This is a genomic window from Chitinophagaceae bacterium (assembly GCA_016699815.1).
Lineage (GTDB): Bacteria > Bacteroidota > Bacteroidia > Chitinophagales > Chitinophagaceae > Ferruginibacter.
Genome location: CP065012.1, coordinates 2,754,703 through 2,781,276, shown reverse-complemented (window position 1 = coordinate 2,781,276; position 26,574 = coordinate 2,754,703). Strand labels below are relative to the sequence as shown.

General features: G+C 37.5%; 19 protein-coding genes and 1 pseudogene. All 20 read right to left on the bottom strand.

Annotation, left to right across the window (positions count from 1 at the left end; all coding sequences use genetic code 11):
• Nucleotides 1–25 precede the first annotated feature (25 nt).
• The 20 genes and pseudogenes from IPO46_12355 to IPO46_12260 all read right to left on the bottom strand — a co-directional run bounded on the left by IPO46_12355 (nucleotide 26) and on the right by IPO46_12260 (nucleotide 26,496).
• Nucleotides 26–1,057, bottom strand: coding sequence for a response regulator (locus IPO46_12355; GenBank protein ID QQS62853.1), 1,032 nt, complete (start codon nucleotides 1,055–1,057; stop codon nucleotides 26–28).
• Nucleotides 1,054–1,431, bottom strand: coding sequence for a response regulator (locus IPO46_12350; GenBank protein ID QQS62852.1), 378 nt, complete (start codon nucleotides 1,429–1,431; stop codon nucleotides 1,054–1,056). The genes IPO46_12355 and IPO46_12350 overlap by 4 nt, the downstream gene beginning before the upstream one ends.
• A gap of 12 nt (nucleotides 1,432–1,443) precedes the next feature.
• Nucleotides 1,444–2,757, bottom strand: a complete 1,314-nt coding sequence (locus IPO46_12345) for a hypothetical protein (protein ID QQS64413.1) — start codon at nucleotides 2,755–2,757, stop codon at nucleotides 1,444–1,446.
• Nucleotides 2,758–3,045: 288 nt separating this feature from the next.
• Nucleotides 3,046–4,176, bottom strand: a complete 1,131-nt coding sequence (locus IPO46_12340; protein ID QQS62851.1) for an FIST C-terminal domain-containing protein — start codon at nucleotides 4,174–4,176, stop codon at nucleotides 3,046–3,048.
• Nucleotides 4,177–4,202: 26 nt separating this feature from the next.
• A complete protein-coding gene (locus IPO46_12335) occupies nucleotides 4,203–6,443 on the bottom strand; it encodes a decarboxylase (protein ID QQS62850.1) in 2,241 nt (746 codons plus the stop codon).
• Between the two features lie 266 nt (nucleotides 6,444–6,709).
• Complete coding sequence (locus tag IPO46_12330) at nucleotides 6,710–7,117, bottom strand: DUF4440 domain-containing protein (GenBank protein QQS62849.1); 408 nt, start codon at nucleotides 7,115–7,117, stop codon at nucleotides 6,710–6,712.
• Between the two features lie 283 nt (nucleotides 7,118–7,400).
• Nucleotides 7,401–8,651: a two-component sensor histidine kinase gene (locus IPO46_12325; GenBank protein ID QQS64412.1), complete on the bottom strand. Its 1,251-nt coding sequence runs from the start codon at nucleotides 8,649–8,651 to the stop codon at nucleotides 7,401–7,403.
• 1,224 nt (nucleotides 8,652–9,875) lie between these two features.
• Entirely contained in the window at nucleotides 9,876–11,060 is a 1,185-nt protein-coding gene (locus IPO46_12320; protein QQS64411.1) for a GHKL domain-containing protein, read from the bottom strand.
• 780 nt (nucleotides 11,061–11,840) lie between these two features.
• Nucleotides 11,841–13,244: a hypothetical protein gene (locus IPO46_12315; GenBank protein QQS64410.1), complete on the bottom strand. Its 1,404-nt coding sequence runs from the start codon at nucleotides 13,242–13,244 to the stop codon at nucleotides 11,841–11,843.
• A gap of 2,303 nt (nucleotides 13,245–15,547) precedes the next feature.
• Complete coding sequence (locus IPO46_12310; protein ID QQS62848.1) at nucleotides 15,548–16,687, bottom strand: FIST C-terminal domain-containing protein; 1,140 nt, start codon at nucleotides 16,685–16,687, stop codon at nucleotides 15,548–15,550.
• A gap of 757 nt (nucleotides 16,688–17,444) precedes the next feature.
• On the bottom strand, nucleotides 17,445–17,891 hold the full coding sequence (gene tnpA, locus IPO46_12305) for an IS200/IS605 family transposase (GenBank protein ID QQS62847.1): 447 nt from the start codon (nucleotides 17,889–17,891) through the stop codon (nucleotides 17,445–17,447).
• Nucleotides 17,892–18,384: 493 nt separating this feature from the next.
• Nucleotides 18,385–18,696: an EthD family reductase gene (locus IPO46_12300; GenBank protein QQS62846.1), complete on the bottom strand. Its 312-nt coding sequence runs from the start codon at nucleotides 18,694–18,696 to the stop codon at nucleotides 18,385–18,387.
• A 172-nt stretch (nucleotides 18,697–18,868) separates the two neighbouring features.
• Nucleotides 18,869–20,008: an FIST C-terminal domain-containing protein gene (locus IPO46_12295; GenBank protein QQS62845.1), complete on the bottom strand. Its 1,140-nt coding sequence runs from the start codon at nucleotides 20,006–20,008 to the stop codon at nucleotides 18,869–18,871.
• 29 nt (nucleotides 20,009–20,037) lie between these two features.
• Complete coding sequence (locus IPO46_12290) at nucleotides 20,038–20,400, bottom strand: four helix bundle protein (GenBank protein ID QQS62844.1); 363 nt, start codon at nucleotides 20,398–20,400, stop codon at nucleotides 20,038–20,040.
• Nucleotides 20,401–20,458: 58 nt separating this feature from the next.
• Complete coding sequence (locus tag IPO46_12285) at nucleotides 20,459–21,583, bottom strand: FIST C-terminal domain-containing protein (GenBank protein ID QQS62843.1); 1,125 nt, start codon at nucleotides 21,581–21,583, stop codon at nucleotides 20,459–20,461.
• 402 nt (nucleotides 21,584–21,985) lie between these two features.
• Nucleotides 21,986–22,433, bottom strand: a pseudogene (tnpA, locus tag IPO46_12280) (IS200/IS605 family transposase).
• A gap of 530 nt (nucleotides 22,434–22,963) precedes the next feature.
• Nucleotides 22,964–24,127, bottom strand: coding sequence for an FIST C-terminal domain-containing protein (locus IPO46_12275; protein QQS62842.1), 1,164 nt, complete (start codon nucleotides 24,125–24,127; stop codon nucleotides 22,964–22,966).
• The gene (locus IPO46_12270; GenBank protein QQS62841.1) at nucleotides 24,127–24,663 is read right to left on the bottom strand and encodes a nuclear transport factor 2 family protein; all 537 of its coding nucleotides are present in this window, start codon (nucleotides 24,661–24,663) and stop codon (nucleotides 24,127–24,129) included. Before IPO46_12270 ends, IPO46_12275 begins: the two co-directional genes overlap by 1 nt.
• Nucleotides 24,664–24,731: 68 nt before the next feature.
• Nucleotides 24,732–25,250, bottom strand: a complete 519-nt coding sequence (locus tag IPO46_12265; protein QQS62840.1) for a RidA family protein — start codon at nucleotides 25,248–25,250, stop codon at nucleotides 24,732–24,734.
• Nucleotides 25,251–25,338: 88 nt separating this feature from the next.
• Nucleotides 25,339–26,496 carry an FIST C-terminal domain-containing protein gene (locus IPO46_12260; GenBank protein QQS62839.1) on the bottom strand — a complete coding sequence of 386 codons (1,158 nt, stop codon included), beginning with the start codon at nucleotides 26,494–26,496 and terminating at the stop codon, nucleotides 25,339–25,341.
• Nucleotides 26,497–26,574: the final 78 nt, after the last annotated feature.

The window sequence follows — 26,574 nt, the reverse complement described above, 5'->3', positions numbered from 1 at the left end:
GAAACGATTACCCGGTACAACCTGTTTAATTAAGTACTTCATAAATGACCACTTCCCTTGCTTTATTTTTTAAAAAAACCGTGCCTACTTTTTTACATTCAAATGACTGTTTTACTATTTCAAAACAATTGTCGGTAATTACAATTTTATTATTACCGGCAACAGACTGTAAACGGCTGGCAATATTTACTACGTCTCCAATTACAGTATAGTCAAGCCTTTTTAATGCTGCAGAGCCAATATTGCCAGATATCATTTCGCCGCTATTGATACCAATGGAAATCTTGGGAGTAAAGTTGAGTTCCACAGGCAATGCGTTAATTTTATTCCTAATGGCAAGGCAGGCATCAATTGCCCTATCGAGGTGAAAAGGTCCTTTAAAAACAGCCATCACACAATCACCAATAAATTTATCAACAATTCCATTTTGCGCTATAATCTCGGTAACCATAAGGTCAAAAAGCCGGTTTAAAAGCTTCACAACGGCATCAGGGTGTTCCTTTTCACTTATAGACGTAAAGCTGCAAATGTCAATAAACGCAACTGAAGCTTCAATAGTTTCGTTGGCGGTAAGCGATTGTTCATATTCATGGCTCACCATAAACTTGAGTACGTTCTCATCAACATACATCTTAAGTATGTTATTTTCCCGTATTGCGTTAAGGGTAATTTTAGTTTGCCTTACAAAATCAATTGTTTTTTTCATGGTAATCTCCAGGTCGGTAAAATTAACCGGCTTGGTAACAAAGTCAAAAGCGCCTCGATTCATTGCAACCCTGATATTTTCCATATCACCATAAGCAGAAACCATTACGGCTTTTATCAATGGATTAATTTCGTTAAGCTTACTTAATAAGGTAAGCCCATCCATTTCAGGCATATTAATATCACTAAGGATAATTTCTACATCGGGATGTTCCTGAACTTTTTTTAAAGCTTCATTTCCATTGGCGGCAAACATAAATTCATATTGCTGGTCCCGAATTTGTTGCCGGAATTTTTGCCTAATGAGCATTTCCAAATCGGCCTCATCATCTGCAACCAAAATCTTGGTCATATTTTCACATTTTTAAGTTTACTTAAAAGTAAGGTAAAATCAATTGGTTTGGTTAAAAAATCATCTGCGCCAAATTGAATAGCCTGCTTGTAATTTTCATCATCACCATAAGCAGTTATCATCATAACAATGGGCGGTGGCTTTTCATATTTTAATTTTATTTGTTTTAATAATTCCAGGCCGCTCATACCCGGCATATTGATGTCAGACAATATGAGTACGGCTTCCCTTGCATGCAGGTTCAGGTATTTGAGCGCATCTTCTCCTGAATAGGCAAAGTCAAAATCCAATTCATGGTTGCGGATTTCTTTTCTAAAACGCTGTTCAAACAAGAACCTTACATCTGTTTCATCATCAACAACGAGTATTTTCATTTTATTTAAAATTTATAAAGGTAATTGAATAATAAATTCGGCAAATTCCCCTTCCCTGCTTTCTACGGTTAAGTTACCGGAATGTACTTTTGTAATAATATCATAACTCAGCGACAAACCCAGCCCTGTGCCTAAGCCAGATGGCTTAGTGGTAAAAAAAGGTTGCAATATTTTATCTTTTATTGAGGCAGGTACTCCATTTCCGTTGTCATACACACGTATTTCAGCCGTTCCTTTATTGTGCTTTGTACTAATTTTTACTGTTGGCTCATACCCTTCTCCAAGCTGGTTTTTCTTTTCGGTAACCGAATAAAAAGCATTATTAATTAAATTTAATATTACCCGGCCCAAATCCTGTGTTACCACTTTAATTTCAGGAAGGGTTTCATCGAAAGAGGTTTCAAATTTTGCATTAAAAGCCTTGTCCTTTGCCCTTAATCCATGGTACGACAAGCGCAGGTATTCATCACATAAGGCGTTAATATCCGTGGGTTCTTTTTTGCCTTCACTTTTCCGGCTATGCTGCAACATGCCCTTTACAATGTCACCGGCACGTTTGCCATGAAAATTAATTTTTTCGGAATTTTCTTTAATATCATTTGCCAATAGATCAACATCTGCAGTATTGCCTTTCTTTATTTCTTCCACCAATTCAGTTATTAACTCTTTGTTTAACTCACTAAAATTATTTACGAAATTTAAAGGATTTTGTATTTCATGGGCAATGCCGGCAGTGAGTTCACCCAAAGAAGCCATTTTTTCGGATTGAATTAATTGCTGCTGTGCAGACCGAAGGTCTTTAAGGGTATTGTCTACTTGTTGCTTGGCAGCATCCAGTTTATTAAAATCTTCGTAGCGGGCATAAGCTGTAGAAATGGTATCGGCCAATGATTGCGCAAGCGATAATTCTTCTTCTGTTAAAAGATTTACATTGCCCACATACAACATGCCCTGCGGAAAAGGCAAAAAATGTAAATACAGGTTTTGAATGGGGTTGCTCATTAAATAATCTTCAGCAGAAGCTATTGCACCCAGTTTCACCAGGCTATTTGCCCATTCCAAAAATGTTGTTTCATTCCACTGATCTATTAAAGCTTGTTTCTTCTTCCAGGAATTAAATATTTTTTGACTAAATACAGTTTGATTTGCATTTATTTGTAAAGATGCAATTGATTTTCCATCTGGCGTAGCAAGATAAATTCCTAGTTTTTCAGTATCTTCATCATGCACCAAAACAACGCCGGAGCGAACGAATGGTATATTTAAAATATTTAATTCCAGCCAAATCAAAGGGGTTATTTTCTCAAGGTCTTTTGTGGTACGCATGGAGGCTATTTCGGCCCTTATACTGTCTAATGAAGCCCTGTGTGTTGCTTCTTTTTTTTGTTTTTCAATAACTGCTTTTTGTTTTTCAATTTCGCTAATACTTGCATTTAATATGTTGGTGATAGCCGCTTTGTCCATTATGGTTCGCTGGTAGCGAAATTCGGCGCTATCAATTGTTTTTTGTACAGCTTTCAGTTGTTTTAAAAGACGCTCTTTTTCTTCGCTGTTTATGTCAAGGGAAAGGATGATGTTCTTTAAATCTTCCATTGTATAAAATTACCGGTCTGTTTACTTTATTTCCTCCATCACTACCATGGAGCAGGTTTCGTTATGAAAATCGCAGACACTGTCCTTTGCCGTTCCGATTTCTCCGTATGTAAAAAAACCAATTAAAGGTTTATTCCAGATGCTCCTGATTTTTTCTGCTTCATCGCCTGTCATAGGGCCAAGGGCCAGGTGCCTTGCTTTGCATGAAAACATCAGCACCGCATCCGGGTTTTTAATTTCGTTTTTTAAGGCGCTTACTTTATCTGCTGTTTTTTCAATTAAATCAAAACCGGGCGGCACTGAAAATTTTACTTTACTGCCTTGCGGAATGCCACCGGCAAAAATCAAAGCCTTGCTGTCGGCATCTACCATCATCGGCGCCCGCAGCACCACATTGCCGTTATCTTTTTTTAGTTGCAAAGGATATTGGGCAAAATTCATCACCACAATTTCTGCTGCCGTATCCACGGTTCCTGCAAATTTGAAAAACTTTACAAATACATCTGCCGCAGGCTCGTCATCAATGGTGTACACAATATTACCTTCGGATTTGGTAATTGTTTTTTCAATGCCAATATCATCCCAACCGCTGGTGGCAAGGCCATGTATTTCCACTTTATCCCGGTTTACCACAAGTGCAATAAGGCCGTTGGAGCTTTCGAAAGTATTACTGAAAACATAGGAAGCCTTCATGGTTAAATCATCGCCGGCAAGGCCGCCATAAAGTGGAATTGTATCATCTACATCTTTTACTCCTTTTATGATTTGTTCGGCATCAATGGTAAGCCCGCTGGAAATAACAATAATGGAAGGCTTACTAAAAGTTTCCTTTGCTTTTTTTGCAAGGCTGGATGCAATGCTGTATGTATCGCTGCCTTCTTCACGCAATATTTTAAAATTCTCTTTGTTCATATCCAGCAGCATGATAACCGATGAGTGTTCCAGCACTTCATCATCCACAATTTCCCCGGCGGTAGTGGAGCCAAACACCGTTACATTCTTTTCGCTGAAAAAATCAACAATGGATTTCCTGTCCCTTGTGATGGAAGAAAATACGATTGCCAGAGTGGGGGCAAAACCATCTTCAATAGCTTTGGCGTATTTTGATTTTATTTCATCAATTGTTTCGCCGTATATATTTTTTGCAAGCATAAAATTGGTTTAGAATTTGAAAATAATTAAGACTGTAATTTTCTAAAGGATGCAATTTGAGATACGTTTTGTATAATAATATTTATCAATGTTGGAATAAATGAACCGTTAACGGTATTGCTCAGCCAGGGATTCATGATGGTGGATATAATAAAATTAATCGGGTCATTGTATCCGTCGTTTCCATTCACACCAAGCCTTTTTCTTAAATCGTCCATAAGTACATTGCCGTTATTGATTCTTGTAAACTGAGAAGAGGTAACAACGATGGGTGTTTCTTCTGTATGTTTTTCATAAGGCTTAAAACTAAAGGCTGTATAAATTGCATTGTTAAAATCATTAATTGACTGCATGTTTCCGTTTGGCGTTCTATCAGCATTATAATCATTATACATATAGGTAATAATGGTTTGGTCGCCACCGAGTTCTTTAAACAGTGCAAATGCTTCCGGGTCGTTTATCAGTTGTTGGGTACTTACGTTTACAATACGGTCCCGTATAAACTGGTACTGCTGCAACACTTGTGGCGCCGGTAAATTTTGCTGTATAGCCGGAATGGGAATAAGTGGAACAACAAAGAAGGGAAGGTTTTGAATGTTTAAACAAACCAATGCTGCATAAAACCGTTTTGCATTGAAAAAACATTCGCCGGAAATTTTGCCATAGCCACTCATATTGGGGCGAATTACTTTATGGCTAAAATACACCGCCGCTGCGGCAGCGCCGGGTTTGGAACCTTCCACACCATATACGCCTACCGTTGGGTCAACACCGCCATGATACACTACCGGCGCCGTAAATGAAACTAAATTTCGCATAGCAGAATTCCGGTAACACAATCCGCCGGCAGGATAAGGCACATAACCGGATTTATGTGGGTCTATCGTTATTGAATCGGACAATTGCAAAACTTTATATTGCTCCGTTACGTAGTTGCTCATGGGCAAAGCAACAATTGCATCTTCGTTCATTAGTTTAAATGAAACAGGATTGCTGTCGTCATTACTATTAAGCATGGTTTTATAATAACCGCCCCATGCAGCATCGGCATGTATGGCAAACTCCATTCCCTGCTGCCTGTATTTTTCCCTAATGGCTAAAATACCATTTAAAGGGTCTACCTGGCTTTCTTCGGTAGTGCCAATGATGGCAACAACATTCATTACCGGAATTTTTTTAAGCAGGCATTGGCCGAGCGCAGCATCCAAATGCGTTAAATCCATTCTTGCCTTTACATCCACGGGTATGCTCCACATATTGCTGGCGCCAATACCCAGTATAGCTGCGCCTTTGGGCCAGGAGTAGTGGCGGGTGGAAGTGCAAATGGATACAGGTGTTTGATTAATATCGGGCAGGTATTTGCTCAAAACATCATGGTAGCCGATATTTTGCACAGTATAATTAGCAATGGCATTGCTTACATCCGCAATAGGAATATTGTATTGCGATGATAAATTGTTAGGAATAGCCAGCACTTCGTCAATGGGCAGGTTGAGTAATGTCCAGCTATCTAAATTAATTAAGGTTGCAGTTGTTCCATTTAATAAAGTAACCTGGAAGCCTTTTGCATTTTGAAAAATAGTTTCGTTTAAAATAGCCTGCTTTACACTTGCTGCATAAAATTTTAAATTTCTTGCCATCCATAAACCTTCCAGGTTGGCAACGCTTCCATCGCAGGTGATATGGCCCCAGCCGGTAACCTGGCCCTGCGGCAAATCAAATTCTCCCGGCTTTTTACCAATGGGGTTTACTGAATAGCCAAGCATTTTACACAGTTCATTACCTACATGCATTTCCAGCAAAGTGGTAACGGGTGATGCTTCAGCAGCCACGTTGTTTTGATTGTACATTAACGCCGCAAAATAGCCGAGCATACCGGGCAGCGTGGTATCCCAAAGCATGTGACCAATGGTGCGCATGCTGAAAAAAGTTCCTGATTGCTGTAATTGGGTGATGAGTTTATCATATTCCAAACCCATTAACAGCATGGTTTCCTTAAAGCCTTTTGATTGCTGAATATTTGTATCGAGATAATCGGGGTCGTTTGGAAAATAATTTTTACGAAAATCAACATTACCCTGCAGGGCAAAGCCCATGAGCTCCAGCATGTATTTTGCATTACCACCACGGGTGCCGAGGAAGAGAGCTTCTAAAGTTTCGCCGCCGGTACCTTCTAATTTTATCCGTTTTTCTTCCGGCTGGCTCAAATGAGATTTTAATAATGCTTCGGCAAAATGTACCGAATGCTTTTTATCTGTGTGTTGCATGATGGTGGAATAAAAGATAAATTAAAATGAACGAAGTTGAAATGACTTGTAGTAAAGTTTATAACAGGATGCATATTTTATTGTAAAGCTGTATATTTTGATAACTGACTAAATATTTTCTATTTACCTTTTGCTTGTATTAAGCCCGGTGATTTTGAATTGCCATCTCAGATGCCTAATGGTATGCAGACGAAAGGATTGCGACGCAACGATGATGCCATGAAAAACTAAAGCTGGTATCAAAATAAAAATATTTAATAACAACACTATACCGTTAAATCGGAATTAAAACAATCCCTGAAAATTTTCCAGGAGCCTTCTTCTTTTTTCCAAAGCTGAATGGATTTTCCAATATCCTTATTGGCGCCGCCTTTCTGGCTTAAGGTATAAGCTTCCTGCACGCCTACTATGCCGCTATCGGCATACACAATAGTTGCAGTAACGGCATACTCTGTAAAACCCTGGCTGATGTAACCTGCAATGGCCGCCTGTATATTTGCCCTGCCTTGTACAGAAGGGGCGCCACCTGCCATAAATTCGGCATCTATGGTATAGCAGGCTGCAACACCTGCTGCATCGCCTTTGGCCATAGCAGCGGCGAAGAGTTGGTTTTTTTCAAAAATAGCTTCCCGCACAGCGCCGAGGCTGTCGGTGTGATTGTCTTTTGTTGTCATTAAGAAAAATTTAGTTGTTTTGAATTTTGAAAAATACTTCATCCATATTTTTCAAACCCTGCTTGAACAATCTAAAAGCGAAAGTGGTTTTTAATAAGTTATTTCCAGGATTTAAAAGGGTAAGGGTTGAATCAAAAAACTATAGTACCAATACTAAAAACTTTATATTAAATAATAAAATTCTTTACTAAAAAATTTTTTGCTACTCAATTTAACTAAGTTTTGGTAGAATTACAAAAAAATATCGATTCTCCTGCTTTGAGAATAAATTTTTTACCAAAACTCAGGTATTGGGTAAAATAATTGTAAACTCTGTTCCAGACTGTGCTGCAGCTTCGCCAGGCATAGTTTCTACTTTTATTTCCCCGCCATGAGCTTTCACAATATCATAGCTCAAACTCAATCCCAATCCTGTACCCTGCCCTGTGGGTTTGGTAGTAAAAAAAGGCTGAAAAATTTTGTCTTTTACACTTTTAGGAATGCCATTGCCATTATCTTTTACCTTAATTACTACTTTACCATCCAGCTTTTGCGTAATTATTTTAACAGTAGGTTCAAAATTTTCAGGAGCAGCTTTCTTTTTTTCTGCAACTGCAAAAAAGGCATTATTAATTAAATTTAAAATCACCCTGCCCATATCCTGTGAAACCACTTTAATTTTGGGTAGGTTTTCATCAAAAGCAGTCTCAAATTTTGCATTAAACGTTTTGTCTTTTGCCCTTAAGCCATGATAACTCAACCTTAAATACTCGTCGCATAATGCATTGATGTCTGTTGGCTCTTTTTTGCCTTCGCTTTTGCGGCTGTGGTGTAACATTCCTTTTACAATAGCGTCGGCCCTTTTACCGTGGTGGTTAATTTTATCGGAGTTTTCTTTTATATCGAGTGCAATATCTTTTACTCCTTGTGTATTCCCTTTATCAACTTCATCTACCAGTTCACTTATTAATTCTTTGTTTACTTCGCTAAAATTATTTACAAAATTTAATGGGTTTTGTATTTCATGCGCTATGCCTGCGGTAAGCTCACCGAGGCTAGCCATTTTTTCAGAATGTATCAATTGCACCTGTGCCGATTTTAAGTCCTCCAAAGTTTTTTCCAGTTGAATATTCATGTTTCTTTTTTCCCTGAATCGTTTGAAAAATATTAAAGCCCAAATAAAAGCTATCAGTAAACCAACAATGGTAATGTTGCGTACCAGTTTTTGTCTTCTAATTTCCGATTGCTGAACCGAAAGTTGTTTATCCTGGCTGGCTTTCAGCATGGCCTTTTTGTTTTGAAACTCCAACTGGTTGGTGAGGCTGGCGAGTTTTGCGGCTTTTTCAATTGCAGATACCGAGTCGCTATAACGCTTGTATTGTATGCTGCTGAGATAAGCCATTTTATAATTTTCTGAAGCTTCATAAGCGCCTGAAATGCGCCGGTAAATATCTTCCAGGTTACGGTAATCGGAACTGTCTGTATCTTTAATGGCCTTAATGAGGGTTACCTGTGCCAATTGTGGATTATTTTGCTTTAAATACACATCTGCCATGCCTTGCAGGGCATACGAAACCCTGTATTTATCTTTGTAAGCCGTGCCAACCTGGTAAACAGTATCAAAATATTTCAACGCATTTTCATTATCATGGTTGAGCAGGAAATTACTGGCAAGTTCAGCATAAGAATCTAAAATAAACCGCCCATCTTTATTTTTTTTAGCATAGTCCAATGATTCAAAATTATAGGCAATAGCTTCTTTATATTTACCTTGCTTAACAAGGATATTGGACATATAAAGCAAATTGCTGCTAAGGTAAAAATTCAATTTAGAACGTTTGCGAATAGCTAGTGCCGTGGAGAAGTTTTTAAAAGCCGTATCAAGCCTACCTGAGCGCATATTTGTATTACCCATATCGCTGAAAGTAGTGGCAATATTATCGGAATCATTTAGTGCTCGTGCAATTATTAATGCATCTTCCTGGTTTTTTAATGCTGCAGAAAAATCTTTGGCCAGCATATAGATAAACCCATTGGCCAGCAGACATTCTATAATAAATGAAGAGTCTTTTATTTCTCTTGCAATGGCAAGCGCCTGCAGGTTATTTTCCAGTGCATCTCCATACTTTGCCATTCCTCTTTGGGTTAAGGCAATAACATAATACAAGTAAGCAATTTTAGTGCGGTTACCTATTTGCTGGTATTGCTTAAGGCTTTTATTTAAATATACCAGCGAACTTTCATAACTATTTTGATTGGCATAAGTTTCACCAAGCTTTTGAAATACAGATGCCAAACCATCTTTATTACCAGTTTCACTATATATTTTTTCAACATTTTTAAAAGAATCTATAGCAGTCTGGGTATGTATTGCCATAAATGAGCTAGCTAAATTTTCTAAAGATTTTGCCCATAAGTTTTTGCAATAGAGGGTATATTCAGGATTTTCATTAACCATAGTGCTACTTAATAGCTGTTGCGATAGCTGCAAGGCTTTTTCCGCATATTCTTTGCAGCTGTCGTATTCGTAAACATTAAAGAAAGCAGTAGAAATAGTATTGAGCAAACGCAACCTTGCCGTATCGCTTTTAGCCGAATGTAATTGCTTCCCCAAATCATTTACATTCTGCGCCAGTATATTGCCACAGCAAAAAAACAATAGAAAAAACAATAATTTTAAGTGTTTCATACCCTATTACCAATTAAAATGTTGTAACATTTCATCGTTTAGAAACGGTATATTTAATTGCTTGTAAATATACAATACTGCCTGCAAAATTCATCCAAAAGGCAATATAATAAGAAACCCAGTTCCCTCATTTTCTTTAGTCTCCACCTTTATTTCTCCTCCATGCGCTTTCACAATATCATAACTCAAACTCAATCCCAATCCTGTTCCCTGCCCGGTTGGCTTAGTAGTGAAGAAGGGTTGAAAGATTTTATCTACAATGCTTTTTGAAATACCATTGCCATTATCTTTTACAGTAATCAAAACATTTTTGCCTTCTTTCTTTGTGCTTACGTCAACTATTGGTTCATAGCCGGTAATGTTTTGTTTTGATTTTTCATTTACAGCATAGAAAGCATTCGTAATTAAATTTAAAATCACTCTGCCAATGTCCTGCGGAATAATATTTATTCTGTCAATAGAGTTATCAAACTCTGTCTCAAATTTTGCATTGAATGATTTGTCCTTTGCCCTGAGTCCATGATAAGCCAATCTTAAATATTCATCACATAAAGCATTGATATCTGTTGGTTCTTTCTGCCCTGAACTTGTTCTGGAATGTTGCAACATGCCTTTTACAATTTCACCGGCCCGTTTGCCATGATGATTTATTTTTTCTAAATTTTGTTTTAAATCATTTGCTATTTCCTTAGCATCATCCAAATGCCCTTTTGATATTTCTTCGTTCATTTCATCAATGAGTTCTGTACTTACTTCTGAAAAATTATTGACAAAATTCAACGGGTTCTGTATTTCATGTGCAATGCCGGCGGTGAGTTCGCCGAGGGAAGCCATTTTTTCTGATTGGATGAGTTGTTTTTGGGTGGATTTTAAATCGGTAAGAGTGGTTTCTAAAACTTTATTGGCTTTTTGCTTTTGTTTATTGTTGCGATAAAGGATAGAAACAACAACTAAAAAGATTGCCAGCCCTGCCAATAGTGCCAGTTGCTTTTGTTTATTTTGAGTAGCAATCCTTTTAGCTTCATTTACGTTCTGACGTTTCTGCTGATCTAAAATGATACGTTGCAATTCCTGGAATCTTTTAGGTCCTGTTAAACTATCTTTTTCTGTATTGGCTATAGATAAATATTTATAAGCGCTGTCATACTTATTTTTTTCCTTAAACAGATCACTTAGTAAAATAGAAGCATCATAAATACCTTTTCGAAAAGAAACAGTTTTCCCTGTATTGATAGCATTGTATGCATACTTAATACTTGAATCAGTTATCTTCATATCTTCATATAGTTTTGCCAGTAACACATTGTTCATAGTAAGGTTCCTGATGTCATTATCAATGTTTGCTTCAACGATTCCCTGCTTATAGAAACGCATAGCTTTTTCTTTGTCCCCTTTTAAGTTATATGCATTGCCCATTCTGAACATCATTTCTGACCATGTTATAAACTCTCTATCATTATGTTTTGAGCTACTGGCCTTATATACCAGTTGCTGATAATACAATGCGGAGTCCGGCATATTCATCAATTCATAGATATTACCAATGTTCGAAATTTCATTATAAACCATTCCTATGCTTCTTATTGCCCGAAACAAGTCCTTAGATTGAAAATAATATTCATTGGCCTTTCTGTAGTCAGCCAGTTCCATGTAGGTATTTCCAATGCGGTTTAGCACAAAGGCTGTAGTATTGCTATCTCTTATTTTTCTACTAATATTCAATGCTTCAAACTGTAGTTGCAGCGATTCGGGCAATTTGCCACTTTCCAAAACAGTGGCGCCTTTTAACGATAACATTCTGGCCTTTGATGCTGGAAATTGTAATTTGATTGCATACTCCAATGCTACGTCGGAATAAAAAAGTGAGGAATCTACATTTGAAAACCGGTAACCATTTGCTAATTGGAAAGCAAGGTTTAATCTGGCTGTATCATGAACAGATGTAAGTAATTGTTTTTTTAGTTTAGCAATATCCTTATTTTGCATTTGTGCGAATGAGGAAACGGATAAACATCCATAAAGAATAATTGCCAATAACATTTTACGCATATTTTTTTATTTGAATGGTAATTGAATAATAAATTCGGTCCCTTCCACTTTCCTGAAATCATCAGGATTAACTTCGTCAACTTTTACTGTTAGCGCTGCTTCATCGGCATACAGGGTTTTCACTTTCAACTCCCCACCATGCGCCTTCACAATATCATAACTCAAACTCAACCCCAGCCCTGTTCCCTGTCCGGTTGGCTTGGTAGTAAAGAAAGGTTGAAAGATTTTATCTTTTATTGCCGATGGTATTCCGTTGCCGTTATCACTCACTTTTATTTCAATCTTATCGCTCATTTTTTTTGTTTGAATGGATACGACAGGTTCATAGCCATCCGGCTGTTGTTTCTTTTTTTCTGATACGGCATAAAAGGCGTTGGTAATAAGATTAAGGATTACACGGCCAATATCCTGCGGAATAATTTTTATCAACCCGATGCTATCATCATATCCGGTTTTGGTTGCTGCATTAAATGTTTTGTCCTTAGCTCTTAAGCCATGATAAGCCAGTCTTAAATATTCATCAGCCAGCGCATTAATATCTGTCAGTTCTTTTTGCCCGGTGCTTGTTCGTGAATGCTGCAACATTCCTTTTACAATTTCACCGGCCCGTTTGCCGTGATGATTTATTTTTTCTAAATTTTGTTTTAAATCATCTGCAATTTCGGTTGCCAATTGCTCATTGCCTTTTGCCAATTCTTCTTTCATTTCATCAATGAGTTCTGTACTTACTTCAGAAAAATTATTTACAAAGTTCAACGGGTTTTGAATTTCGTGTGCAATGCCGGCGGTGAGTTCACCGAGGGAAGCCATTTTTTCGGATTGGATGAGTTGTTTTTGTGTGGCCTGCAATTCTGTTAGCGCTTCTTCTGCTTTTTTTCTTGCAGCTTTTATTTCAATTAAATCCTGTTCGGCCTGCAATGCATGTGTTTCCGCCACTTTCAGGTCATTGAATCGTGTAAAAGTGAGGTTGAAAACACCGGCGAACCGTTCGAGTAATTGCAAAGTATCTTCCGGTTGTTCATCCGGCGAAGCCATACCAATAAATCCTTTGTTGAAATAAGCGATGTATTGCAATCTTCTTTGTTGTGCCATTCCACCTTTGAAAGGAACATGAATGCTGTTGAGGTATTTAAAATATTCCTGTAGTTCTTCACCTTTCATGTCAATGACCAAAGATTTTTGCTGCTTCTTCCAACCGGCAAACATTTTTTTAAATGAAGAATTATTGTTGAGGTTATCTTCATAAGCCATACTTACTTTGCTGCCGTCTTCATCTGTAATCCAAAATTCAACATCTCCATTTTCGTTTTGTGCAATGCATATATACAAACGATTTGGTTCGATACCAAGCAGGATGAGTTGTTGAAAAAGTACGGCAGCTGTTTCTGCCAGTTCATCGGATTTCTGCATGGCCAGTGTTCTGCTTCTTACTCTTTCCAACGCTGTTTCAATCTTTGCTTCCCTTGCCTGCGCTTCTGCTTTTTGCAAATCAAGAAAACGGGTATAGGTCTGTTCAAAAACTTTTCCAAATCGAAGGAATATCTGTGTTTCAGTAAATGGTTTGGTTGTAATAATAAGCAGGTAGCCGTATTTAAAAGTAACGGCATGATTTTTTTGCCATGTGGGCATAGGCTGCCCGCTGTCTATCAGTTTTTGAAGACCTTGCCTAAAAGCAGGTATCTCCATAAAAGATTCATAGTATTTTTTTTGTTTTTCCCCTTCATAAATTTCTTCATAAAGCCCTGCCTGGATTTTCCATGCTTCATACATGCGTTGTTCACCCGGTTCAATATTATATGGATGAGAGAAAATACCAATACTGGTCCATTTTTGAACCATAGTGTTGTTTTTATCACAGATAGCAAAAGCTACACCTTGCAGTTCTGCACCTAATTGTTTTAATTGGTCGAATAAGAGATCAGCAGTCGGAAGCAATTCATCACTTTTATGCATTGCCATTGTTCTGCTTCTCACCCTTTCCAAGGCTGCTTCTATCTGCGCTTCTCTTGCCTGCGCTTCTGCTTTTTGGAGATCGAGAAAGCGGGTATAGGTTTGTTGAAATACTTTTCCGAAACGCATTAGTATTTTATTCTCTTCTTCTGAAAAAGGTATTGCATCAAAATTCTCAATGTAAAGGCCAACATTATCTAACATAACCGTGGAAACCGCAAGTCCTTTGCATTGCATATAAAATTGCTTTGCTTCTTCAGGTATTGTGAATAACTGAAAAAGGGAATGATAGAATTTATTTTTTTCTTCAAAATCCAAAAGATCGGGATGAAAGGTTGTTCCTCTTGTTTTGGCTTCAAGAAAACTATTCCAGGTAGGTGTATCAAAATAGGGAATGACTGCAAAGAATGGTTCCAGGTTAGGGTCAGCCAGCCAGATGTGCATATCATCATGGGCTTTGTAATCAATATAAAAACCGGCATGCTCTGCATTTATTTTCAAATGAACAAATTGCTCCAGCACCAACCGAATCACTTCTTTCAGTTCATCACTTTTGTGCATAGCCATGCTGCGACTGCGCACTCTTTCTAATGAGGTTTCTATTTGCGCTTCTCTTGCCTGTGCTTCTGCTTTTTGTAAATCAAGAAATCTTGTATAAGTCTGTTCAAATACTTTTGCAAAGCGTTTGAAAATATCATGAGCTTCGGGTACCGGTTTGTAAGTAATAAATATTAAATACCCGTACTTGTGAAAAGCAACATGGTCTATTTGTGAGGCAGGGAAAGGGATACCGGCTGCTTTCATCTGAAGTAATTGATCACCGACACCAGGCAGGCTGCATAAATATTCATAATGTGTGGGACATTCATCTTCGCCAATTTCATTGATGAGTAATGTTTCTCCTCTCTGCCCGGCTTCATAATAGCGAAGAAAAACACCTTCTCTCGGCGTTACATATTTTTCAAATGTTCCCTGGCCATTGCTGCCCCATTCTAATGAATCATTTTCTCCATAAATATTAAATGCGCAAAACCAGGTGGCCACACCCAGCGCCTGCACCTGCTTTACCAATTCAAGAGAGAGAGCAGCAAGTTCATCACTCTTTTGCATGGCAAGAGAACGGCTCCGCACTTTTTCCAATGCCGCTTCAATTTCCAAATCACGGTTTTGTGCTTCCACATCTTTTCTCTTTTGCTCTAATTCAGCAATGGTTTCTTCCAAAAGAATGGCAGTAGTTCGCTTTACTTTTTCGGTACGATCTAATTTGAATTCAGTAATGGCTATTTCTTTGTCTGTATCCTTTACCGCTTTCAATAAAGTATTTTTTTCTTCCTCAGTCAGATGTTCTGATTGTTGGATAGAATTTAATATGGATTGAAGATGTTGATTCATTAGATAATTGATAATGGTGAATTGTGAATTTTTTTGTAGCTACGTGACTCTAATAATAGTGCTACCTGAATTTCTGCGGTAGAATTGCCTTTTTTTGATTTTGCTTTCATACGCTTTTTCTTTTTATTAAACCCTTTCAGGGTTCTTGTTACTTCATTTTGTTTTCCCCTGGGTTTCACCCTGGGTTATTTATATTTAAGCCCTTCGGGCTTGTTTGTTCACTTTTTTACCTTCCGGGTTTGGCACTAACTATTGTTGTTTAAGCTGTCTGGACTATTAGTCATTTCAAATTTGTTAGTATGCCTTTTTATGGTTAATGCATGTTGATAAAGTTTAAGTAACCTTCCTACATTCACGATTATCATCACCATTCACAATTCCTTCAGCGTTACCACACAACAAGTATTATTATGAAATTCATGTTTTCCTCTCTTCGATTTTCCAAACTCACCATAACAGAAAAACCCGATGAATGGCGCATTCCAGACTTTCATTACCCTTTCAATTTCCTCACTCGTCATTACGCCAAATGATAAATACCTGCTGATACAGGAAAATATGATTACGGCATCTGCATTATTTTGATTTTCATTTTTTAGTTCCGAGCATTCACTTACTACGGTATCAATTACATCAAAATCTGGTGGTAACGAAAAACGGACTTTAGCGCCTTGTGGCACTGTGCCGGCACATATTAATGAACGATCATCTCTATTTCCAAACATGGCGGTTCGCATTACAGGTGGTGCACCTTCTCTTTCCAACTGCAAAGGATAATAAGCGCCAATATTTGTTAGCACATCTTTATCCGGATCGAGATCAATATTCAGCCCCAGGTATTTTATAACAAGATCGAGCGCAGGTTGGTCATCTATTGTGTAAACGACATTGCCCACACTCTTAGTTACTGTTTTGGTAATGCCGATCGGTTTCCAACCGCAGGTGGCAACGCCTTCTACATGAATTTTTTCTTCATCAATAATTAAGGCTACTATTCCCGTTGTACTTTTTTTACCGTAAGTAAAAACTAAAGGTTCCCGCAATTGCAGGTCATCACCGGCCATGCCGCCAAAGATGGTTGCTTCACTTCCAAATCCTTCTTCAATGCCTTTGATGATTTCTTCGCCATCGGTTTGCAGCCAACCCGAAGCAATGATGAATGCCGGATGAGCAAAACTACTTTTCCCTTCTGCACCTAACTGCCTTGCAATTTCATGAGTGCTGTTGTCACCCTTTTCAAAAAAGGCCACTTTAAAATATTCCGGATTTATATCGAGTAGCATGATGACGATACTTCCTTCCTGAATTTCGCTGCTGATAAATTCACCGGATGTGGTGGTGCCAAAAACCTGGATTTCATTTTGATGAAGAATGGAGACAACAGCATCCATATCCTGCTTTACGGATATAAACGCAATGGCGAGTGTGGGTTTGAAATCTTCTTTCCTACACTCTAATATTGCTGCTTGAATTTCTTCAGTGGATTTTCCTTTTATTGACTTTGCTTTCATTCGTTTTTGTTTTATTGAACCCCTGCCCGTCCGATCAGGCGGGCCTTCAGGGTTCTTGTTACATCTTTCGTTTGCCCCGGATTTCATCCGGGGTTATTCATATTTAAGCCCTTCGGGCTTTTAGTCATCGCAACTTATTTTCTATTTTATCCAGTTTTTTTGCCTTCTTGCCCTTCATGGTTTACAATTTATTATACACTGTTCCACTACCATTTGTTTTGCTGCTTTCATATTTTTGAACCCTTTCAGGGTTCTTGTTACTTCCTTTTGTTTTCCCCGGATTTCATCCGGAGTTATTTATATTTAAGCCCTTCGGGCTTTTAATTCCTTCTATAGTGTTCCTCTTTTCTTCCCATGTTATTTACCTTTTAGCCCTTCGGGCTTTTTAGTGGCTCACTTTTTTACATCCCCGGGTTTTACATTAGTTAATCATGTTTAAAACCTACTGCTTTGTTAGTTCACTTTTTCACTTCACTGGTTTTTATCAGGTTTTATATATATTTAAACCCTTCGGGCTTGTTAGTTCTTTAAGAATTGTTCCCAGTTTTACAAGCGGTTAATTTCACTTTTGTTTTTTTAGCTTTTTACAATTAATTTTTCCATGAACCCTTCGAAATTTTTCTATTTAAAATGCATTCTGTTTTTTTCATGAGTTAAGTAACGCAAAATCCCGAAGGGATTTAATTTCAATAACCCTGTATGCAATGCAGGAATATTGAGAGACCGAAAGCACCACAACCACGAAGTGGTTGAATATTTACAATAAATACTTTTCATCGAATTCTAATTTATATTCTATTAAAAGTTCTTTCAGTTCTTCAACAAAGGTTTTTGTCTTGTGATGTTCTTCCTGGTTCTTTACATAATTGATAAGATTTTCTTTTGTATCGATAGAGTACGTAAAAGCGGCATAACCATCCTGCCAGCCATTAAAATTTGGGAAAAGCTTTTTGTTTTTTATATAATCACTACTTGCCAGTTTTATATCCTTTACTAAATCGGCTAAAGCCACGGAAGGATGCAGGTGTGTTATGATATGAATATGGTCTTCTATACCACCAATCTGGTACAGATAACATTTATTGTTATTTAAAATGCCCCAGATGTATTTATACAACTCTTTTCGGTTTTCAGCCTCAAGAGTTTTCTCCCTGTATTTTGTACTGTAAACTATTTGATACAGTATTTGTGTGTATGTACTCATTCATTTTATTTTATTGAACCCTTTCAGGGTTCTTGTTTCACTTTTCAGCTTTCCCCGGATTTCATCCGGGGTTATTCATATTTAAGCCCTTCGGGCTTTTAATTACTTCTATAGTGCTCCTATATTCTTCCCGTGTTAATAAAATTTAACCCTTGCGGGCTTTGGTAACTTCCTTCAATTGTTTTTCCTATGTTACATTTTGAATTCATTTTATTTTAAATCCATATAGTTATTCCTTTAATTCCTGCAACGAAAAATCCCGAAGGGCTTTAATTTCATTTACCGTGCATTTCATGCAGGGTAAATGAGTATGAGAGCAACACAACCACGAAGTGGTTGAATAATTACAACAAATACTTTTCATCAAGTTCAACTTTATGTTCTATTAAAAGTTCTTTATATTCTTCAAAAAAGGTTTTCGTTTTGTAATATTCTGCATATTACTTTACATAGCTCATAAAGTTTTCTTTTGCTTCAATCCATAAAATTGTTTCTACAAAACATTTTCTGCTTCGCCAATCATCACCGTTACTCCCCCAGTTGCAAAATTGGCAAGGTCGGCTACAGCAGCCTGTCCTTCGGGTGAAGCCATTGTTTGTTGCATGGTTGCCTGGTCTGGAAAATGCAATTCTGCCATGCGGTAGTAAGCCGGTTTACCACCGGTAGTATCCGAAACAAATTTTGTAAGATCCACTTTTGATACATTCTGCATCTTTGAAGAAAGCGGCAGATGTGTTTCGTAATAATACTTTTCGAATGCCAGGGCATCCACTGGATGGCCGTAGAGCAATGTTGCTTTGATCATAATTGATAATTGTGAATTGTGAATGATTAATTTTTGACCTCTTATTTGTTTTGATGTTTTAATTATTGAATTCAATAGCTATTTATTTCGGTGCTATCTTTTAATGTTCAATTTATACTCCTGAATAAAAAAATGGCTCTCTTCTATTCACCATTCACCATTCACCATTATTCTACATTTCCTTCAGCGCCACTACACAGGTTGTCAGGTTATGCATTTCCAGATTACCACCTGTTGCCCTTCCTAATTCTGCATTCGAAAACATTCCAACCATTGGTACATCCCAAACATTTTTCACGCCTTCCATTTCCTCTTGTATCATAGGGCCAAGCGCAACCTGCCGCCCTGCACAACTAAAAACAACTACTGCATCTGCTTCAGGCATTTCGGTTGATTTTAATTCTTCAACGCCATTTATTACTTTATCCACTACATCAAAATCGGGTGGTAATGAAAACCGCACTTTACTGCCCTGGGGCACTGACCCACTGCAATAGAAAGAGCGGTCATTCCAATCTATCTGCAGACCTGGCCGCATGACAGGGTCGCCCTTCTCCCGTTGCATTTGCAACGGAAAGGTAGAAGCTATTTCAAGAATAAGTCCGGTATTATCTGGTGTTACATTCTGAATGCCACCATACTTTGCCGTAAGGTCCAATACAGGAATATCATCAACAGTATAAACATGATTTCCTTCACTTTTGGTGACGGTTCTTACTGTGCCAATAGCATTCCATCCACAGGTTGCCTTGCCTTTTATCTTGATTTTATCTTCATCCAAAACCAATACCACCATGCCCCTGTTACTTTCCTTTTTATTGGTAAAAACAAATTGTTCAGAAAAAGTGTAATCATCCCCGGCGCCGCCTCCATATACATTTACATGCTTGCCAATTATGTCTTCAATACCAAGCAACAATTCTTCGGCATCTGTTTCGGTATTACTGCTGGCAATCAGGAAAGCCGGATGAGCAAATTTTTCCAAAGATTGTTTTGCAACGGATCTTGTTTTCTCCCGGCAATTTTTTTCAGGAAACTCATCGAAACTGACATAAAAATATTTTGGGTTGATGTCTAACAGTAAAACAACAATGGCTGCGCTTTTTGTATCTTCATCAATGAATTGTCCGTTCGTGGTTGCTCCAAAAACAGGAATGCCTTCATCATCCAATATTTTGCAAACACTTTTTCTATCTACTTTAAAGGATAGAAAAATAATAGCCAATGTTGGTTTGAAATCCGCTGACATACTTCGTTGTAAAGCAGCTTTTATTTCTTCTGCAGAATTTCCTTTGATTGATTTTGCGGTCATGTATTTAATTGTTAATGGTGAATGGTGAATTAATTTGACACTCTGTTTTGTTTGGCAGTTTTAATTATTGATGTTAATAGTTTTCTTATCTCTGTGATGTCTTGAAATATTGATTCGTACTGATTTTTATCTATATATCCTGACTGATTTAAGAGTTCAATCCAATATTCTGTTTCGTTCGCTTCTTTTTGCGCTATCGCTAATTTGTGTATGAAATCAGATTTGCTTTCTGCTTGTTCCGACTCCCTCACCATCGCTCCGATGGAAGTCCCACATCGTAATAATTGCTTACTAAGAATAAATTCTTTCTTTTCAGTTTGCAAAAATTGATACAGTTTAATTATCCGCAAGGCAAATGCAAAACTTTTTGTTTTTATAATATTTTCTTTCATAAAGCTCAATTTTTATAGTTAGTTTGTTTCTCCTCATTCACAATTAACAATTCACCATTCACAATTCTTTCAACGCCACCCAGCTTACTGTTGTTCCATGAAATTCCGGTCGGGTATCATCTAATTTTCCATACTCTCCAAGCGAGAAAAAACCTGCCATTGGTTTATTCCAGGTTGCAGCTAATCCATCTAATTCTGCAGACAACATTGGCCCCAATTGAGATAATCTGCCTACACATGAAAATACAATCATGGCATCTGCTTCGGGCAATTCATTTTCCTTAATCGTTTTGGCGCTTTCAATAACAGCATCTATGACTTCATAGTCGGGCGGAAGTGAAAAACGAAATAGCGAGCCTTCTTCCGCTGCAGCACCTAACATGATTGACTTTTCTTCTTCATTCCATTGTACAATTGGCCGCATCATAGGTTTTCCTTTTACTCTTTGTACCTGTAATGGGAAACTGTCAATCCCTTCTGCTTTGTTATTCAGAATTATATCTTTTCCCAGAAATTTTTTTATGACATCCAATGCCGGTTCATCATCAATGGTATAAACCCAGTTGCCTTCGCATTTTGTAATCCTTTTTTCTGTGCCCACCGGTTTCCAACCTGATACAGCTACACCCTTTACTTCCACCTTATCTTCATCTACAATCAATGACAATAAACCGGAATCATACTTTGATTGATTTGTAAAAACAGTTCCGGAAAAGTTTACCGGTTCACCTGCACCGCCACCAAAAATGGCAACATCTATTCCTGCTTTATCCAAAATCCCCCTGATAACATCCTCGCCTGGTATTCTTATATCGGCAGTAGAAATAATAAATGCAGGGTGATTAAAACTTTCTTTGCCTGATTCTCCCACAGCACAGGCAGATTCATATACTGAGGACACATTAAAATCTTCCAAAACTATTTTGAAATGAGCCGGAATCATATCGAGCAATAATGCAACAATGCCTGTTTGCTCTATTCCTTCTTCATTAAATTTTTCTGCAGTGCTGACACCAAAAATGGAAATACCTGCTGCATCTAATATTGTTGACACTGTATCAATATCTTCCAGGTTGGTAATGAAAACAAAAGCCAGCGTGGGTTTGAAGCCGTTGCTTGTAGCTTTCTCCAAAGCGGATTTAATTTCTTCGGGCGTTTGTCCTTTGATTGATTTTGCTTGCATTCGTTTTTGTTTTATTGAACCCCTTTCAGGGTTCGGTTACATCGTTTTGTTTCCCCCTGGGTTTCACCCGGGGTTATTGATGTTTAAGCCCTTCGGGCTTTTTAGTTTACTTTTTTCCTTCATGAATTTCATCTGGGGGTATTTTATGTTTAAGCCCTTTGGGCTTATAGAACCCCTTTTTTATCTCTTACTTTTCCATCCGGTTATTCATATTCATATCTTTCAACCTTAATAGTTTTTGTATTTAGTTTTTCTAAGTATCGTTCATACAATTCAAATTTAAATTTGGAACTCTTAATGTCAAACAAGGCAAAATCCCGAAGGGATTGAATTTCAATAACCCTGTATGAAATGCAGGGTAAACGAATACGAGAGTACCACAACCACGAAGTGGTTGAACATTTACAATAAATACTTTTCATCGAATTCAATTTTATGTTCTATTAAGAACTCTTTCAATTCTTCAATAAAGGTTTTTGTTTTGTGATGTTCTTCCTGATTCTTTACATACATTGATAAGATTTTCTTTTGCATCGATAGAGTAAGTAAAAGCGGCATAGCCATCCTGCCAGCCATTAAAATTTGAGAAAAGTTTTTCGTTTTTTATGTAGTCGCTACTTGCCAGTTTTATATCCTTTACTAAATCGGCTAAAGCCGCGGAAGGGTGCAAATGAGTTATGATATGAATATGGTCTTCTATACCACCAATCTGGCAAAGATGACATTTGTTGCTATTTAAAATGCCCCAGATATATTTATATAACTCTTTACGGTTTTCAGCCTCAAGCGTTTTCTCTCTGTATTTTGTACTGTAAACTATTTGATACAGTATTTGTGTGTATGTTCTCATTTCTGCTTATTTTATTGAACCCTTTCAGGGTTCTTGTTACATCTTTTTCTTTCCCCCGGATTTCATCCGGGGTTATTCATATTTAAGCCCTTCGGGCTTGTTCGTTCTTTAAGTATTGCTTCCAGTTTTAGAAATGGTTATTTTCATTTAAGCCTTTTGTTTTTTTAATAACTTTTTACAATTAATTTCCCCATGTACTTTTCGAAATTTTTCAATTAAAAATAATTTTAGTTTTTTTTCGTGGTTTTAGCAACGAATAATCCTGAAAGCCCGCCTGACCGGACAGGCAGGGATTTAATTTTAATAACCCTGTTTGAAATGCAGGGAAACTGCATACCCGAATACGACAACCACGAAGTGGTTGAATAATCACAATAAATACTTTTCATCGAGTTCAATTTTAAGTTTTATTAAAAGTTTTTTCAATATTGTCAGCATCCCTTTTTTTAAGTTCAAAGAATATTGATAAAGTTTAAACAACCTCCCTACGCTTACCAACATCAATTCACCATTCAAAATTCACCATTATCTCACAATTCTTTCAACGCTACCATACAACATGCATTATTGTGATATTCATTTTTACCGGTTTGAGATTTTCCATATTCTCCATACGTAAAAAAGCCTGCCATAGGCGCATTCCAAATTTTTTGAACCTGCTCTATCTCCTCTTTTATTACCATTCCAAACGATAAATGACGGCTCACACAGGAGAACATAATCAGGGCATCGGCTTGCTGTTGTGCATCGTCTTTAATGCTTTTACAATCTGCAACAACTTTATCAATGGAATCAAAATCAGGTGGCATCGCAAATTTTATTTTTGAACCCTGCGGCACATTGCCCGAAAAAATAAGTGAGCGGTCTTTGCGATTGGCAAACATGGCGGTACGAATTACAGGGCCAGTATTTTCACGTTCTACCTGCACCGGGTAATACCAGGAGCTTAGAAAGGTTACGATTTCCTTATCGCCACCCTGCTTTATCTCAACGCCAAGAAAATTCAGTAACACATCCAATGCCGGTTTATTGTCAACGGTATAGACAATATTACCTTCGCTTTTAGTAACTGTTTTTGTAGTGCCAATCGCATTCCAGCCACAAGTAGCAATACCTCTTACGTCAATTTTATCTTCATCAATAATGAGTGTTACCAATGAATTGTTTCTACTTTTTCCGTTGGTAAAAACAAAAGTCTCTTCCAGTGCCAGGTCATCTCCTGCCTTACCGCCAAATATGGTTACATCTTTTCCTTCTGATGAAGAAGCTATTGAAAAACCATGTATGATTCCTTCTACTATTTCTTCTCCATCCAAAGCCACTCCTCCCGTTGCAATGATAAATGCAGGTTTATCAAAAGTTTCTTTTCCGGTGATACCCAATTTGCTTGCATCTTCGAATGCGGCCTCTCTGTTGGTTTCAATAAATTCTATTTTAAAACAATCGGAATTCATGTTGAGCAGTAATATCACAATGCTGCCCGCTTCAATTTCGCCATCAATAAATTCTCCTGCAGTGGTAGCGCCAAATATCTGTATGCCTTTTTCGTCTAATAACTTAGAAATAGCTTCCCTGTCTTGTTTTACAGAAAGGAATACAATGGCGAGAGTAGGCTTGTATCCATCATACATACTTTCTTGCAACGCTGATTGAATTTCTTTGGTAGATTTTCCTTTAATAGATTTTGCTCTCATTATTTTTCAGATAACTTATTAATAATTGAATCTTCAACCGGCGTTTTAATTTTTATTACAAAATCCATTACAATATTAGGAACCGTTGCCGATAAAATATACTGCTGCACTTTCCAATCATTGCCTTGTTTCACCAACACACCTGAGCCACGACAAATTTTCATTTGCGTATTCAATAATTCATCAAACCAGGCAAACATTCCGGTTTTATCAAAATAAATATGGCGTTGCAGCGCAGTGAAATTCCAGGCACGACCTTTATCGAAAATTGGTTTTGCCCATTGCATAAATTCTTTTTTATCCCAGCGCTCGGTAGCATCTGTGCCGGTGAAAATGGCATCATCGGTATAAAAATTAAAATAGGCTTTGTATTCTGCTTTTGCAGCAGCCCTGTTAAAAGAATCAAGCAGGGTATTGATTTGCTGCTGCTCCTTTGCAGTATCAATTTTTGAGGTCTCGGATATAGCAGCAGGTTGGGTGCAGGAAAATAGAGAAGCAATAAAAATCAAAGTAAGCAATCCTGTTATTATCTTCATGGCAAATAAATTATTGTTGTTTAAATTGGGAACGGCTGCTCATGCAGCCGTTCCCAATTTTATTTTGTTTATTTATGAACTTCCATATCTATTTCTATCAGTTGCCCTACCAACGCCAATTCTTTAACGCCTATCCAATTACCAGCGGGGAAATGTTTTTTATACAAGCCCGCCCTGTAGCCACATACTTTTATAAACTCCTGCATGTTGGTTGTAAAAATATTTTCTACTACCACATCATCAAATGTGCATCCGTAATGTGCTAAAATTTTTTCCAGATCGCTATAGCAGTTCTTCATTTGCTGTTCCAAATTACCAGGCGCCAAAAGGGTACCTACACTATCCATGCTTACTGCCCCGGATATTTTAATCACATTTCCAATTTTTACAGCATGAGAATATCCGTAAGTTTTTTCCAGTTCTGGACGATATAAATAGAATTCAGGTTTTGCAGGTTCTTCTACAGTTCTTTTTATCTCCGTTTTTTCTGTTGCAGGAGCATGTTGGTTACAGCTTGTATTAAAAAAACTTGCGGCAATAATTACTACAATTAGTAATGGGCTTAAGTAATTTATTTTTTTTATCATGTTAGCTTTGATTTTTAGTTTAATAAAATGGTTGATAACTCTATTTTTGAAAAATATTAATAGCCAAGGATTTTTAAACACCATACTTTTATTTTTCTTTCAAAGCCACCCAGCAGCAAGCACCGGAATGAAATTCCTGTCTTCCGTTTTTAGCCCTTCCATATTCTCCATATGTAAAAAACCCAGCCATAGGCGTTTGCCAAACATCGGCTAAACCATTGTTTTCGACAGTTACCAGCGGGCCTAATACCGGTGGCCTTCCCGCACAGGAAAAAATAAGTAATGCATCCGCATCACCCATGTTTTCACTTTTTATTTGTTCTGCCTGTGCAATGATTTCTTCCGCAATATCAAAATCAGGCGGTACTGTAAACCAAAACTCGGTTCCTTCCTGCATTTCACTATCCATCACTAAAGCATTTTCAACATGGTCAATACTCATCGGGGAACGCAGAACAGTTTCTCCCGTCTCCCTTTTTACAATAAGCGGATAATGAATGGAAATTTCTTTAAACATATTAAAGTCCTTGTCATCCAACTTCTCCGTTTGACCTAGATATTTAAAATACATTTCTATTGCAGGTTTGTTGTCAATTGTATAAAGTAGCGTCCCTTTGCTTTTGGTTACTGTCCTTGAAATTCCCATAGGTTTCCATCCCGTTATAGCCATTCCATTCAGGCTTACTTTGTCCATGTCCACCACTAGTGCCACTATACCCAAATCAGTTTCCTGCTGATTATTAAAAACATAAGTACCAGAAAACGTCCAATCATCCCCTGCCATTCCGCCAAAGAATATTTTATCCGTGCCAAAATAGTTTTCAAGGCTTCTTACAAAAGTTTCGCCATCAAAATATTCTCCCTTTGCAGTCATGCCGGTACTGCAAACTATTACTCCTGGATTCTTAAATTTTTGAAGTGCATCATTTGCCAGTTTAGATACGGCATCACTGATGCTTCTATCATTAATCTCTTCAAATAAAATAGAATAAAACTCTTTTGCCATATCAAAAAGTAAAACAACAATTTCTCCTTCGCTCTGATGGCCGTTAATAAATTCTCCGCAGGAAGTGGCGCCGAAGACATCTATTTCTTCTTTTTGAAGTATTTCACAAATAGCTTTCCTGTCCTGCTTTACAGAAATAAATACAATGGCAAGTGTAGGTTTAAAATTTTCGTTGAGGTGCTGCTGCAATGCCAGTTGAATTTCCCTGGGATATTTTCCCTTTACCGTTTTGGCTTGCATAAACTGATATTCTAAATGATGAGCGTTTTATTTTATTTTCCTTTTACTTCATACTATTCACTCAAAAATTTTTTTGGG